Source organism: Bacteroides sp. 1001136B_160425_E2 (genome assembly GCF_015559655.1).
GTDB lineage: Bacteria > Bacteroidota > Bacteroidia > Bacteroidales > Bacteroidaceae > Bacteroides > Bacteroides luhongzhouii.
In genome coordinates this window covers 80618-94719 of record NZ_JADMQH010000009.1, presented here as the reverse complement: position 1 = coordinate 94719, position 14102 = coordinate 80618, and the positions used below count along the sequence as shown (strand labels likewise).

The window sequence follows — 14102 nt, the reverse complement described above, 5'->3', positions numbered from 1 at the left end:
TGGGCAAAGATGGATTCGAACCACCGAAGTCGAAAGACAGCAGATTTACAGTCTGCCCCATTTGGCCACTCTGGTATTTGCCCTTTTTTGCTTTTGAGGAGGTTTGTTTCTCAATTGCGGTGCAAAGATACAACTATTTATTTAAACTCCAAACAAAATCGATCATTTTTATTGCAGTAATTGCACATTCGTCTCCTTTGTTACCCAGTTTGCCACCGGCACGATCCTCTGCTTGCTCCATCGTATTTGTGGTAATTAATCCGTAAATAACTGGTATATCGCCAGTTGCGTTTAATTCGGTAATTCCTTGGGTTACTCCCATACAAACATAATCAAAATGTGGAGTATCTCCTTTAATTACGCAACCAATTGCAATAATTGCATCAAGATCGCAATTTTCCATCATTTGATTGGCGCCAAAAGTAAGTTCGAAACTTCCCGGTACAGTTTTTACCAAAATATTTTCGTCTTTTGCTCCATGTTTTTTTAATGTATCGACTGCGCCTTTCAGTAAAGCACCGGTAATATTGAAATTCCATTCGGATACGACGATGCCAAATTTCATTGCTTCTGCATTCGGAACGGAATTGAAATCATATTCGGATAAGTTATGGTAAGCTGTTGCCATAGTAAATTAAAAGTTGAGAATTATAAAATGAAGTTTGAGAGCATGGAAAATCAAGAAGAAAGGCACGGATTTCACGGATTCCACGGTTTTAATAGATAGTCCGCTTAATCCGGTGTAATCCGTGCCTCGATTTCCTTATATAATAAGGTATGTTATTTTTTCATCAATTTAGCCTGTTCGATATATTTGTCGATGTCCATAGCTTGATAAGACTGGAAGTATTTATCCTTGATCTTAGTGTAAGCGTTTACAGCATCGTCATATTTTCCTTGTTTTACCAGGATTTCTCCGGCTTGTATCAGGAAAATCGGGCTTAATGTGTTGTTGTCGGCTTTGTCTGCTGCCGACAGTAAAGTAGAAGCTGCTTTGTCCAGTTGGCCAAGTTGTGCATAGCAGTTACCTGCAGCGCCCAAGATTGCCGGCGCAACCATTTGGTCTTTTCCATTGAAGCTATCCAGCATCTTCACTGCTTCTTCATATTTGCCAAGTTGTGCGTAGCAAATACCGGCATAAGCTTTAGCCAAATTAGCTGCTTTTGTTCCGCTGTACTCATCAGCTACTTTCAGGAAACCTGTGTAGCCGATGCTGTCACCGTTCAAAGCCTGCTCAAAAGCATCCTGCTCAAAGTATTCCTGTCCTTTGAAAAGAGCTGCCTGTGCTTTTTCTTCACGTGGTTCAGCATAGAGGTTTTTGTACATGATAAAACCTGCTACAATAATAATCACAGCAACAACACCGCCAATAATTGCGTTTTTGTACTTGATAAGAAATGCTTCCGATTGTGTCAGTGCATCTTCTACGTTCAGATGTTCATTCTGATTCTTTTGTTCTGCCATTTTATATGATTCTTTTTGTTATTATTCACAGTTTGATATTTCGACTCGCAAAAGTAGTTTTTTTATGTCTACAAACGAAATTTAGAAGCATCTTTTTTTGTTTTACACCCGAAAACCACGAAAATCTTGCTACTTTTGTGAACAAATTAACGTGTATACAATGATACTGAAACGAATATCCATATTAAATTATAAGAATCTGGAAGAGGTGGAGTTGGGATTCTCTGCCAAACTGAATTGTTTTTTCGGACTGAATGGGATGGGGAAGACGAATCTGTTGGATGCTGTGTATTTCTTGTCCTTCTGTAAAAGCTCCGGCAATCCGATTGATTCTCAGAATATTCGTCATGAACAAGACTTCTTTGTCATACAGGGGTTCTATGAAGCGGAGGACGGGACTCCTGAAGAGATTTATTGTGGGATGAAACGTCGTTCGAAGAAACAGTTTAAGCGGAATAAGAAAGAATATAGTCGTTTCTCGGACCACATCGGCTTCCTGCCTTTGGTGATGGTTTCGCCTGCCGATTCAGAATTGATAGCCGGAGGAAGTGATGAACGTCGCCGGTTTATGGATGTAGTGATTTCGCAGTATGATAAAGAATATCTTGAAGCACTGATACGGTATAATAAAGCATTGGTGCAGCGTAATACATTGCTGAAGAGCGAGTTCCCGATAGAGGAGGAGCTGTTTCTTGTATGGGAGGAAATGATGTCTCAAGCCGGCGAAATCGTATTCCGCAAACGTGAAGCGTTTATCCGGGAGTTTATTCCTATTTTCCAATCTTTCTATTCTTTTATCTCTCAGGATAAAGAGACTGTGGAATTGTCTTACGAGTCTCATGCGCGGGATGCTTCTTTGCTGGAAGTGTTAAAGCAGAGCAGGGAGCGGGATAAGATAATGGGGTTCTCTTTGCGGGGAATTCATAAGGATGAGTTAAATATGCTGTTGGGTGAATTCCCGATAAAGAAAGAAGGTTCGCAGGGACAGAATAAAACGTATCTGGTGGCATTGAAACTGGCACAGTTTGATTTCTTGAAACGCACGGGCAGAACTGTTCCTTTATTATTATTAGATGATATTTTTGATAAACTGGATGCTTCCCGTGTAGAGCAAATAGTGAAGCTGGTAGCCGGAGACAATTTCGGGCAGATATTTATAACAGATACAAACCGGGGACATCTCGACCGTATTTTGCATAAGGTAGGTAGTGATTATAAAATATTTCGTGTAGAGGAGGGGACAATCCAAGAAATGGGGGCTGACAATGAAGCGTAATGATGCCGAACAAATAGGAAAACTGATTCAACAGTTTCTTCGTCAGGAGAGTTTGGAATCTCCGCTGAACGAGCAAAGACTGTTGGATGCCTGGCCTCAAGTCTTGGGACCGGCGGCGGCTTATACCAGCAATCTTTATATTCGTAATCAGACATTGTATGTGCATCTTACTTCTGCAGCTCTCCGGCAGGAGTTGATGATGGGGCGTGAAGTATTGGTGCGCACACTCAATCAGAGAGTCGGCGCTATGGTTATTACAAACATTATTTTTCGTTGAGGAAAGGGATTCTGTCTATAACCTTTATACCCAGTTCTCGGAGTGTTTCGGTTGCACGGTTGTAATAAAAAGGATTTTCCAGATATTGATTATTGTGTGCGTCTACACCGATGATCGCGGTGCAACCTTCATGGGCAGCTATTTCCCAAAAATCCGGGTAGGGAATGGTGGTAATTCCATAAATGTCATTATACTCTTCATAACCGAGATTATATTCCAATGGTAGGTTTAACCGTGCTGCTGTCCGGCAGATATGTCTGCTGACCAGTTTGCAGTGATGATCGAATTCCGGGTAGGAACGCATGAATAGATCCGGATGGGCAAGGTAGGCAAATAGTCCGCTTTCCATTCCTTCAATAGCACTCTCTTCGTAGAGTTCGAGCATGTCTACCGAATCTGTATTCCGACCGAAATAGGGAAACTTCTCATCTGTATGAAAATGGTGATTTCCAAAGATGATATAATCTAGCTTATATTCTTTGATGATTCCTTTTAACCAGTGTAAATATTCAGGAAAGTATTCACATTCCAATCCTATTTTTATACTGATTTGATGCTTATATTTCTCTTGCAGCGAACGGAGGCTTTCCACATATCCCGGTAGCTCTTCGGGAAGCATTCGGATGTCGGAGATGTAATCGGTGTGGTATTTCCACGGAGTGTGGTCTGAAAAGCCTAATTCTTGATAGCCGCCTTTGATGGCGCTTAAAACAAATTCTTCGTCACTCCCTGTCGCATGATGGCAGCGGGTGGTATGGGTGTGATAATTCGTCTTCATTGATTGTTATAATTATATCCATGCGGACGTCGAATGATTCCGCAGGAACTTCTTCTACTAATTGAAACGGGAAACAAATCCCAGCTTTGTAGGCTGATGGTATGCGCGGCAAGAGGCGGTCGTAGTATCCTTTTCCCCGTCCCAAACGGTTACCTTTTACGTCGAAAGCTACTCCGGGAACAACGATGAAGTCGATGGCTGCATAGTCTGTGAATGCTTCCCCGGTTGGTTCTTCTATGCCATAGACACCACAGATTGACATATTTTCGGGTCCGGTATATATCCGAAGCTCTAAGTCATCGCCTACTACTACGGGGAGCAGGATTTGCTTCTTATCGCTCCATTTCCGGATAAACGCATGTGTATCTACTTCGTCATTTAGCGAATGGTATAGTAGTACGGTATTTGCCGCCCTGAAAGCCGGATGGGCTTCAAGGGCGGTCAGTATGTTAGCTGATTGCAGCTTTCGCATAGTCGAATCCGCGTGTTGGGTCTTCAGTAATGCTATATGCTTGCGCAGTTCTTTTTTTCTTTCCATCTTTTTTCTCCTTTGTCACTTCTTCCTCCTCGACGGCTACCGGAGCTTTTGGGAAAGCTTCTCCTTTTTCAAGTATTTCAATACCTTTAATGACGGTAGCATCTGTCTTGTTGAAATATTGAAGATAAGCTTCCAGTCCAAGCATATTGTAGATGATGTTACCAAAGAGGTTCTTCTCCAATAGTTTGTATGACTTTTGAATGAGGATGTTTCTTCTTTTCACTCCTTTACTGTCGGCAAAACGAACAAACTGTTCTACCAATCCTTGATGACGAAGATAATTCAGTAATTCTTCCTCTGTTTCATATTGGCTAAGTTTCTTCCGGTTGTTGTCAGTGTACTGGAATGTGAATTGAATAGTCAGTCCCCGGTTGATAACAGTAGAAAGATAAGAGGTGACTCCTGTTGTATCTTGCGGTACGAATATATCCGGCATGATACCACCACCACCATAAACAGTACGTCCCAGGCTGGTGTTATAACGTTCGCTCTCATTCTGCTTGATACTGTCGCGTGAGAAGAATTCCCCATGTTCGTAGCGGGTATATAAATCCAGTTCGTAGTTACGATCTTTACCACTTTCGTACGGGCGTTGGATGCAACGTCCGGAAGGAGTGTAGTAGCGGGCGATTGTCAGGCGGATAGCTGAACCATCACTGAAGTCGATAGGCTGTTGTACGAGTCCCTTACCAAAGGAACGGCGTCCGACAACTGTACCCCGGTCGTTATCCTGAATAGCTCCGGTGAAGATTTCACTGGCGGAAGCAGAACCTTCGTCAATCAATACAACGAGTGGCATTTTCTGACAGCTACCTGTACCGTTGGCAAATTCTTCTGCACGTGGATATTTACGGCCTTGAGTATATACGATCAATTTTCCTTCGGGCAGGAACTCATTTACCATGCGGATGGCAGCTTCCATATATCCTCCGGTATTACCGCGGAGGTCAATGATCAGACCTTTGCATTTTTTATGGTTGAGTTGTGCCAGTGCATTCAACAATTCTACATGACTGGTACGACCGAATTTGCTGACTTTCACGTAACCGATGTCATCGTTTAGCATATAAGCTGCATCAACGGTATTTTGAGGAATGTCTCCGCGGGTGATGTTGAAATGCAGTAAGTCTTTTTCTCCCGTTCGTTTGATTCCTAATTTCACTTGTGAACCTTTTGGACCTTTCAGAGTGCGCATAGCCCGTTCGTTAGTTACTTTCTTACCGACAAACAAACTATCGTCTACGGTAACGATACGGTCGCCCGCCATCAATCCTATCTTTTCAGAAGGGCCACCCTGAACGACTGCATTCACATGAATGGTGTCGTTCTGTATGGTAAACTGGATACCGATTCCGCTAAAGCTACCTTCCAGTTCCGAGTTGACTTCTTCGAGATTTTGGGCAGGGATATAAGTTGAATGTGGGTCTAATTCGGCCAGAATTTGCGGCATAGCTTTTTCCACTAAGTCGGCCATGTTTACGGTGTCGACATATTGATCATCTACAATGCGTAACAATGCGTTTAGCTTATTGGAGGAACCGTTGATAATACCCAAACGGTTGCCGGCAAAATGCTTGGCATAAAATGTACCGATAAGAATCCCGACTACCACGCTGACTGCTATGATGACAGGTGTAAAACGTGAAGAGTTTTTTGTACTCATGTCTATTCCTTTTTTAAAACGTTCGTCTTCTTATTTATTCGGAGAGGAATGGTCATCTAATTCTGTGTAGATAACTTCGATTCCCGCTCGTTTTAATAACTCAATTCCATCTTCCAGGCGATAATGCTCGGAGTAAACTACCCGTTTGATTCCTGCCTGTATGATTAACTTCGCACATTCGATGCAAGGAGAGGCGGTGACGTACATGGTAGCACCGTTGCTACTGTTGTTTGAACGTGCTATTTTGGTAATGGCATTTGCTTCCGCATGCAGAACGTATGGCTTTGTCAGATTGTTTTCATCTTCACACACATTCTCAAAACCGGAAGGCGTTCCGTTATATCCGTCGGAGATAATCATTTTATCCTTAACAATTAAAGCTCCTACTTTACGGCGTTGACAATAGGAATTTTCAGCCCATATACTGGCCATGCGTATATAACGTTTGTCAAGTTCTAATTGTTTCTTTTTAGTGTCCATGTTGTTTACTATTTATTACTTACTACCCGGAAAACCATACGGAAAGTTTGTTTACCGGATGCTGGTTTGTATAAAAGGTATAAGTTGTTACTGTCTCCTTCATAAGATGTGGCAGCATTAAGCCCCTCTATGAAATTTTTGGCGAGTTTGTCGTTACCATAATTACCAGCAGTGGTAACTGTAGCTTTAAAACTGTTGTTCTTGGCGTTGGCACTCCATTTTCCTTCAAAAGTACTGGTTGCAATTACAGTCCCTTTTATATTTCCGTTAATTACATCTCCATCTACTGTGCCATCAAATACGATGTTGTATGTATCATTCTTATTAAGCTCTTTAATACTTGCTTTTTCCTGTTCCTCATTCTCCCAAAAGCCAAACATCTCATGACCTCCATCTACCGTGATATAATTTAGTTTCCAGGTTTTTCCTGTAAAGATAGCAGCTACATCGTCCGAATCATTACATCCTGAAAATAAAGGAAGCAATAAAAGCAATCCTACTATTTGAAATATACTTCTCTTCATATTTTATATCTAATAACTTAATACTTACTTTTTTATTCCATTTCTGATTAATAAGGCATCAATGCTCGGTTCCTGTCCGCGGAAACGTTTATAAAGTATCATCGGATGTTCCGTTCCTCCTTTCGACAGAATATTATTGCGGAATGAGTCTGCAACTTCTTGATTGAATATTCCTTTTTGCTTGAACAATGAAAAAGCGTCGGCATCCAGTACCTCTGCCCATTTATAGCTATAGTATCCGGCAGCATATCCACCAGCAAAGATATGGGAGAACTGTGTACTCATGCAAGCTTCTGGTACAACCGGCAATATTTGTGCATCCTTCCAAGCTTCCTGTTCATAAACTTTCACGTCTCCTTCAAAAGGAGTGTTGCGAGTATACCACGCCATATCAAGTAGACCGAAACTTAGTTGTCGCAGACAAGCATAAGCAACATTGAAATTAGAAGCGTCTACAAGACGTTTTATTAATTCATCCGGTAAAACTTCTCCTGTCTGATAATGACGGGCAAATGTATTGAGGAAATCTTTCTCTATGGCGAAGTTTTCCATAATCTGCGAAGGAAGCTCCACAAAATCCCAATACACATTAGTTCCACTTAAACTTCTGTAAGTGGAATTGGCAAATATACCATGCAGGCTATGTCCGAACTCATGCAAGAATGTTTCTACTTCATTGAATGTTAATAAAGCAGGCTTATTCTCGGTGGCCTTGGTGAAGTTCATCACAACAGATACATGCGGACGACTGTTTTTACCAGTCTTTTTATCTATCCATTGGTCTTTGTAGCTCGTCATCCAAGCTCCGGCGCGCTTACCTAAACGCGGGTGGAAGTCAGTGTATAAGACAGCTAAGAATTTTCCATCTTTATCAAACACTTCAAAGGCTTCCACTTCTTTATGATAAACCGGAATCTCTGTGTTTTTCCGGAAGGTAATTCCATATAACTTTTCTGCCAGCCCAAACACTCCTTTCTTCACTTGTTCCAATTCGAAGTAAGGACGAAGCATTTCTTCATTGATATTGAATTTTTTGTCTTTCAGTTTGTTTGAGTAATAACTCCAGTCCCAAGGCATTACAACAAAATCATCTCCCTGCTCTTCGCGGGCTAGTTCTTGGATTTCTTTGTATTCCTGTTGTGCGGTAGGGGCATATGCTTCCAGTAGTTGGTTGAACAGCTTGTATACAGCCTCGCTGTTTTCAGCCATTCTTTTCTTTAGCGTATATTCCGCATAATCTTTGTATCCCAATAATTGGGCTATTTTCATGCGTGTATTAGCTATCTTTTTTACAATGTCAATATTGTTAAATTCGTTATCGTGCGTACATTTTGTATTATAAGCCATATACAACTTCTGGCGTAAATCACGATTGTCGGAATATGTCATGAAAGGAACATAGCTTGGAGCATGAAGCGTGAATGCCCATCCTTCTTTTCCTTCGCTCTTAGCTGTTTCGGCAGCTGCTTCTATGATAATTTCGGGTAATCCGGCGAGACTTTCCTTTTTTGTCAACAGCATCTGATAGGCATTTGTCTCTTTCAGGTTGTTTTCACTGAAAGTAAGCGTCAGTTTACTTAATTCGGTAGTCAGACGGCGGTATTCTTCCCGCGCTTCTCCTTCCAAATTGGCACCATGGCGAACAAAACTGTTGTATGCATTTTCCAGTAACTGTTTTTGTTCCTGCGTCAGTTGCAAAGTTTCTTTTTGGTTATACACTTCTTTCACACGTGCGAATAACTTTTCATTCAGTGTGATATTATTGCTGTGTTCACTAAGCAACGGCATAATTTTTTGAGCGAGTTCTTGCAAATCGTCATTCGTTTCTGCGCTCAACATATTGCCGAAGACGGCAACTACTTTATCCAGTAATTCCCCTGACTCTTCGAAAGCTTCTATCGTATTGGTAAAATCAGCCTTTTCCGGGTTCTGTATGATAGCCTCTATTTCAGCATTTTGTAGCTTGATTCCTTCGAGGATAGCAGGCTCATAATGTGCAGTTTCAATCCGGTCGAACGGCACGGTTTCGTGCGGCGTATGGTATTGCCCGTAGAAAGGATTCTGGGCATTTGTTATATTGTTCATAGTGCAAACTAGTATCAATGTTATTAATAATCTCTCCATAGAGGTACAAAGCTACTAAAATTGTAGCTTATTCAACGGATAACACGTTGCTTTTTAACAATATATAAAATGAAATGTATAAAAAAACCGCTACGGTTTCCCGCAGCGGTTTTCTATATGGTTCAGGCTTCTAATTAAGCGTTTACTGATGCCATGTGAGCGATCAAGTCAAGAACTTTGTTAGAGTAACCGATTTCGTTGTCATACCAAGATACAACTTTAACGAAAGTATCAGTCAAAGCGATACCTGCTTTAGCGTCGAAGATAGAAGTGCGAGCGTCACCTAAGAAGTCAGAAGAAACTACTGCATCTTCAGTGTAACCCAGAATACCTTTCAATTCGCCTTCAGAAGCTTCTTTCATTGCAGCGCAGATTTCAGCGTAAGTAGCTGGTTTAGCCAAGTTAACTGTCAAGTCTACTACAGATACGTCCAAAGTCGGAACACGCATAGACATACCAGTCAATTTGCCGTTCAATGCAGGGATTACTTTACCTACAGCTTTAGCAGCACCAGTAGAAGAAGGGATGATGTTGCCAGAAGCAGCACGACCACCTCTCCAGTCTTTCATAGAAGGACCGTCAACTGTTTTCTGAGTAGCAGTTGTAGAGTGAACTGTAGTCATCAAACCGTCAAGGATACCGAACTTGTCGTTCAATACTTTAGCGATAGGAGCCAAACAGTTAGTAGTACAAGAAGCGTTAGATACAAATTGAGTACCTTTTACATATGTTTTTTCGTTTACACCGCAAACGAACATTGGAGTGTCATCTTTAGAAGGAGCTGACATTACAACATATTTTGCACCAGCTTCGATGTGAGCCTGAGCTTTGTCTTTGCTCAAGAACAAACCTGTAGATTCAACAACGTATTCTGCACCTACTTCGTTCCATTTCAAGTCAGCCGGATTTCTTTCAGCTGTGATACGGATAGCTTGACCGTTAACGATCAATTTGCTGTTTTCAACATCTGCTTCAATAGTACCGTCGAATTGACCGTGCATTGTGTCATACTTCAGCATGTAAGCCAAGTAATCAACCGGGCAAAGGTCATTGATACCTACGATTTGAATATCGTTTCTTGTCATTGCAGCGCGGAAAACGAAACGTCCGATACGTCCGAATCCATTAATACCTACTTTAATCATTTTGTTTAAACTTTTAAGGGTTTTATAATATTTGTTCAAATATCTCTCTACCTCCGCACTTGTTTTATTTTCAAATGCGGTGCAAAATTACAAAAATGTTTTTATATTCGCACATTAAATTCACATTAAATATTGAAAAAAGATGGGAAAGAGTACATTTTTACAGGACTTTAAGGCGTTTGCTATGAAAGGCAACGTCATAGACATGGCTGTCGGTGTTGTTATTGGTGGTGCGTTTGGAAAAATCGTATCATCATTGGTTGCTAATGTTATTATGCCTCCGATTGGTTTACTGGTTGGCGGTGTGAACTTTACGGATTTGAAATGGGTGATGAAAGCGGCAGAGATCGGTGCTGACGGTAAGGAGATTGCTCCGGCTGTGACATTGGATTATGGTCAGTTTCTGCAGGCCACCTTTGATTTTCTGATTATCGCTTTTGCTATATTTTTATTTATACGTTTGATTACGAAACTGACAACTAAAAAACAGGCAGAAGTAGCGGCTGCTCCTCCAGTTCCTCCTGCGCCAACGAAGGAAGAAGTTTTGTTGACGGAGATACGTGATTTGCTGAAAGAAAAGAATAGTTGATTCTAATTAAAATAAGGGAGATTCCAGGTGTAAACTTGTGAATCTCCTTCATTTTTCTCTTCATTATTAATATAGATTGCGTACTTTTTTCTACTTTTGCAACTCAATTTATTCAAAATCCAACCATTGATATGCAGGAAAAAATAATAATTCTTGATTTCGGTTCGCAGACAACACAGCTCATAGGCCGTCGTGTACGTGAATTGGATACGTATTGTGAAATTGTTCCTTATAACAAATTTCCTAAAGAAGACCCGACTATTAAAGGAGTCATTCTCTCCGGAAGTCCTTTTTCGGTTTACGATAAAGATGCTTTCAAAGTAGATTTGAGTGAAATTCGTGGTAAATATCCGATATTGGGTATTTGTTATGGTGCACAGTTTATGTCATACACCAATGGCGGAAAAGTGGAACCGGCCGGAACACGTGAGTATGGACGTGCTCATTTGGCTTCTTTCTGCAAAGATAATGTGCTGTTTAAAGGAGTACGTGATGGGTCGCAGGTGTGGATGAGTCATGGAGATACGATTACTGCCATTCCTGCTAGTTTCAAGAAAATAGCTTCAACGGATAAAGTAGAGATTGCAGCTTATCAGATAGAAGGGGAGCAGGTATGGGGTGTTCAGTTTCATCCGGAAGTATTCCATAGCGAAGACGGAACTCAAATCCTGAAGAACTTTGTGGTAGATGTTTGCGGTTGCAAGCAAGACTGGTCACCGGCTTCTTTTATTGAAAGCACGGTTGCCGAACTGAAAGCGCAGTTGGGTGATGATAAGGTCGTTCTCGGTTTGAGTGGTGGAGTCGATTCGTCTGTTGCGGCAGTGCTGCTGAATAAGGCTATCGGCAAGAACTTGACTTGTATCTTTGTAGATCATGGTATGCTGCGTAAGAATGAGTTCAAGAATGTGATGAAGGACTACGAATGTCTCGGTCTGAATGTGATTGGCGTTGATGCCAGCGAAAAGTTCTTTACAGAACTGGCTGGAGTGGCTGAACCGGAAGCTAAACGTAAGATTATAGGTAAGGGTTTCATTGATGTGTTCGATGTAGAAGCTCATAAGATTAAAGATGTGAAATGGTTGGCTCAAGGCACAATCTATCCGGATTGCATTGAGTCATTGTCTATCACGGGTACAGTGATTAAGAGTCATCATAATGTAGGCGGACTTCCTGAAAAGATGAACCTGAAATTGTGTGAGCCACTTCGTTTGCTGTTTAAAGATGAGGTTCGTCGGGTAGGTCGTGAGTTGGGGATGCCGGAACATCTGATTACCCGCCATCCGTTCCCGGGACCGGGGCTGGCAGTGCGTATTCTGGGTGATATTACTCCTGAAAAAGTACGTATTCTACAGGATGCTGACGATATCTTTATTCAGGGATTGCGTGACTGGGGATTGTATGATAAAGTATGGCAGGCAGGAGTTATCTTGTTGCCGGTACAGTCTGTAGGTGTAATGGGAGATGAGCGTACTTATGAAAGAGCGGTTGCTTTGCGTGCTGTGACATCTACAGATGCCATGACAGCCGACTGGGCACATTTACCTTATGAATTTATGGGTAAGGTGTCAAATGATATTATCAATAAGGTAAAAGGAGTGAACCGTGTAACCTATGATATCAGTTCCAAGCCGCCAGCAACTATTGAGTGGGAATAATAACACTTTATCACATAAAAATAGCCTCAATAGGAATTCCTGTTGAGGCTATTTTTATGATGGATAGTTGCTTTTTTTTGATTGGTCAGTGTCCGTATCTACTCTCTAAGCAGCTTCTGCGCGTCCGGAATAAGAATCTCTTTCCGGCGTAACTCTAATAATCCCTTGTCTTGTAGTTCGTTGAGCGCTTTCGAAGTATTCAGCCGGGTATCGTCTAGGTAACGGGCAAGATCGTCCATCTTTACTTTGAATATCTTTTCTCCCTGTGTCTTTTCACAATGCAACAGGAAAAAGCGAATGATTTTTTCTGTTAAATCCTGTGTCGGTTCTTCCCATAAGCGGGAGTAAAGATTTTGTGCCCGGTTACTTACGATATTCATATAGTTGAGCCGGAATATTTCATATTTGAACAGATCGCTAAGTACGAATGCTTTGCTGATACTGACAGTATGCGCTTCCGTATGTGCTACATAAGCAGAAGTGTAATGGGTGTTCATGCCAAACAGCGACTGTGGTTCCAGCAGGTAAGGTGCTTCCATCTGTTCGATGACGGTGTATATATTTTCTTTGGAATTTGTGACGATAGAAACCTCGCCTTTTAACAGGAAGCAAAGTTGTTTACACGGACTACCACTCTCAATGATAGTTTCTCCCACTTTATGCTTGATAAAGTGTAGTTTGACCTTATCCAGAATACTTGTGAAATCTTCATGACAAAGACCTTGAAATAAAGGCAATTGGAGCAAAGTGTCGAACATTGTTTCCATATGTTGTAATCTCTTGTTAATCGTACAAATTTACTCATAATACAACACCACTGTCAATATCTGACCCTTCTTTTTGTTTTTTTTATTGTTTGAATGTATAAAAATAGAGTATATTTGCAGAAAAAAAGGAGGAAATTATGTTTGCAGGCTTCAATTGGCAACAGATGGTTAGTGCGTTTATCGTACTTTTTGCTGTGATAGACATTATCGGCTCTATACCTATTATAATTAACCTGAAAGAAAAGGGGAAAGATGTGAATGCAATGAAAGCTACTGTCATCTCTTTTGCTTTGTTGGTCGGATTTTTCTATGCGGGAGATATGATGCTGAAACTTTTCCATGTAGACATCGAATCGTTTGCAGTTGCCGGTGCGTTTGTTATCTTCCTCATGTCTTTGGAGATGATTCTGGATATTGAGATTTTCAAAAACCAAGGTCCTATCAAGGAAGCTACTTTGGTGCCGCTTGTCTTTCCTTTGTTGGCGGGTGCCGGAGCTTTCACAACTTTGCTTTCTCTTCGGGCGGAATATGCCAGTATCAATATCATTATAGCTTTAGTATTGAACATGATTTGGGTTTACTTTGTAGTGAGTATGACTGGTCGTGTAGAGCGTTTCCTGGGAAAAGGAGGTATCTATATTATTCGTAAGTTCTTTGGTATTATCTTATTGGCTATTTCTGTAAGGTTGTTTACGGCCAATATAACGTTATTGATTGAAGCGTTGCATCGGTCTTGATCAGGCTTAATCCTTCTTGTTAAATTGAAAACTATTGTATCGGTTGTGCCAATACGATGGCACAAGTGTGTCAATACGGGTGACA

At 41.2% G+C, this 14102-nt stretch carries 15 protein-coding genes and 1 tRNA gene; 5 read left to right on the top strand and 11 right to left on the bottom strand.

The features are described 5' to 3' along the window. The 3 genes from I2I04_RS10790 to I2I04_RS10780 form a co-directional block, all read right to left on the bottom strand. Positions 1–83: transfer RNA gene (locus I2I04_RS10790), tRNA-Tyr, on the bottom strand. A 50-nt stretch (positions 84–133) separates the two neighbouring features. Then, positions 134–628, bottom strand: coding sequence for a 6,7-dimethyl-8-ribityllumazine synthase (ribH, locus tag I2I04_RS10785; protein WP_143258087.1), 495 nt, complete (start codon positions 626–628; stop codon positions 134–136). 152 nt (positions 629–780) lie between these two features. Further along, on the bottom strand, positions 781–1464 hold the full coding sequence (locus I2I04_RS10780; RefSeq protein WP_004316163.1) for a tetratricopeptide repeat protein: 684 nt from the start codon (positions 1462–1464) through the stop codon (positions 781–783). A 160-nt stretch (positions 1465–1624) separates the two neighbouring features. Here I2I04_RS10780 and recF point away from each other — a divergent pair, with 160 nt between their 5' ends. Both recF and I2I04_RS10770 read left to right on the top strand, forming a co-directional pair. Next, on the top strand, positions 1625–2740 hold the full coding sequence (recF, locus tag I2I04_RS10775; protein ID WP_143258088.1) for a DNA replication/repair protein RecF: 1116 nt from the start codon (positions 1625–1627) through the stop codon (positions 2738–2740). Next, a complete protein-coding gene (locus tag I2I04_RS10770; RefSeq protein WP_004316165.1) occupies positions 2730–3017 on the top strand; it encodes a DUF721 domain-containing protein in 288 nt (95 codons plus the stop codon). The genes recF and I2I04_RS10770 overlap by 11 nt, the downstream gene beginning before the upstream one ends. On the opposite strand, the gene I2I04_RS10765 is transcribed toward I2I04_RS10770, so the two are convergent. The 7 genes from I2I04_RS10765 to gap all read right to left on the bottom strand — a co-directional run bounded on the left by I2I04_RS10765 (position 3004) and on the right by gap (position 10269). Next, complete coding sequence (locus I2I04_RS10765) at positions 3004–3795, bottom strand: histidinol-phosphatase (protein ID WP_195655005.1); 792 nt, start codon at positions 3793–3795, stop codon at positions 3004–3006. The two genes, I2I04_RS10770 and I2I04_RS10765, sit on opposite strands and share 14 nt — an antisense overlap. Next, the gene (locus I2I04_RS10760) at positions 3740–4267 is read right to left on the bottom strand and encodes a 5-formyltetrahydrofolate cyclo-ligase (RefSeq protein ID WP_229067624.1); all 528 of its coding nucleotides are present in this window, start codon (positions 4265–4267) and stop codon (positions 3740–3742) included. Before I2I04_RS10760 ends, I2I04_RS10765 begins: the two co-directional genes overlap by 56 nt. Then, positions 4245–5996 carry a S41 family peptidase gene (locus I2I04_RS10755; protein ID WP_195655004.1) on the bottom strand — a complete coding sequence of 584 codons (1752 nt, stop codon included), beginning with the start codon at positions 5994–5996 and terminating at the stop codon, positions 4245–4247. The genes I2I04_RS10760 and I2I04_RS10755 overlap by 23 nt, the downstream gene beginning before the upstream one ends. 30 nt (positions 5997–6026) lie before the next feature. Beyond that, entirely contained in the window at positions 6027–6476 is a 450-nt protein-coding gene (locus tag I2I04_RS10750; RefSeq protein ID WP_143258091.1) for a dCMP deaminase family protein, read from the bottom strand. An 8-nt stretch (positions 6477–6484) separates the two neighbouring features. Beyond that, the gene (locus I2I04_RS10745) at positions 6485–7000 is read right to left on the bottom strand and encodes a DUF4847 family protein (protein ID WP_195655003.1); all 516 of its coding nucleotides are present in this window, start codon (positions 6998–7000) and stop codon (positions 6485–6487) included. 24 nt (positions 7001–7024) lie between these two features. Continuing rightward, positions 7025–9085, bottom strand: coding sequence for a M3 family metallopeptidase (locus I2I04_RS10740; protein ID WP_143258093.1), 2061 nt, complete (start codon positions 9083–9085; stop codon positions 7025–7027). A 173-nt stretch (positions 9086–9258) separates the two neighbouring features. Further along, positions 9259–10269 carry a type I glyceraldehyde-3-phosphate dehydrogenase gene (gene gap, locus I2I04_RS10735; RefSeq protein WP_004316172.1) on the bottom strand — a complete coding sequence of 337 codons (1011 nt, stop codon included), beginning with the start codon at positions 10267–10269 and terminating at the stop codon, positions 9259–9261. 142 nt (positions 10270–10411) lie between these two features. On the opposite strand from gap, the gene mscL reads away from it, so the two are divergent. Together mscL and guaA are read left to right on the top strand one after the other, a co-directional pair. Beyond that, positions 10412–10858 carry a large-conductance mechanosensitive channel protein MscL gene (gene mscL, locus I2I04_RS10730; protein WP_195655002.1) on the top strand — a complete coding sequence of 149 codons (447 nt, stop codon included), beginning with the start codon at positions 10412–10414 and terminating at the stop codon, positions 10856–10858. A 131-nt stretch (positions 10859–10989) separates the two neighbouring features. After that, on the top strand, positions 10990–12513 hold the full coding sequence (guaA, locus tag I2I04_RS10725) for a glutamine-hydrolyzing GMP synthase (protein ID WP_143258096.1): 1524 nt from the start codon (positions 10990–10992) through the stop codon (positions 12511–12513). A 98-nt stretch (positions 12514–12611) separates the two neighbouring features. Here guaA and I2I04_RS10720 read toward each other — a convergent pair whose 3' ends face one another. Then, positions 12612–13280 (bottom strand): Crp/Fnr family transcriptional regulator, encoded by a 669-nt coding sequence (locus I2I04_RS10720; protein WP_195471764.1) that lies wholly within the window; start codon positions 13278–13280, stop codon positions 12612–12614. Positions 13281–13417: 137 nt separating this feature from the next. Between I2I04_RS10720 and I2I04_RS10715 the strand changes: the two genes are divergently transcribed. Continuing rightward, positions 13418–14017, top strand: a complete 600-nt coding sequence (locus I2I04_RS10715; RefSeq protein WP_143258098.1) for a MarC family protein — start codon at positions 13418–13420, stop codon at positions 14015–14017. Positions 14018–14102 lie beyond the last annotated feature (85 nt).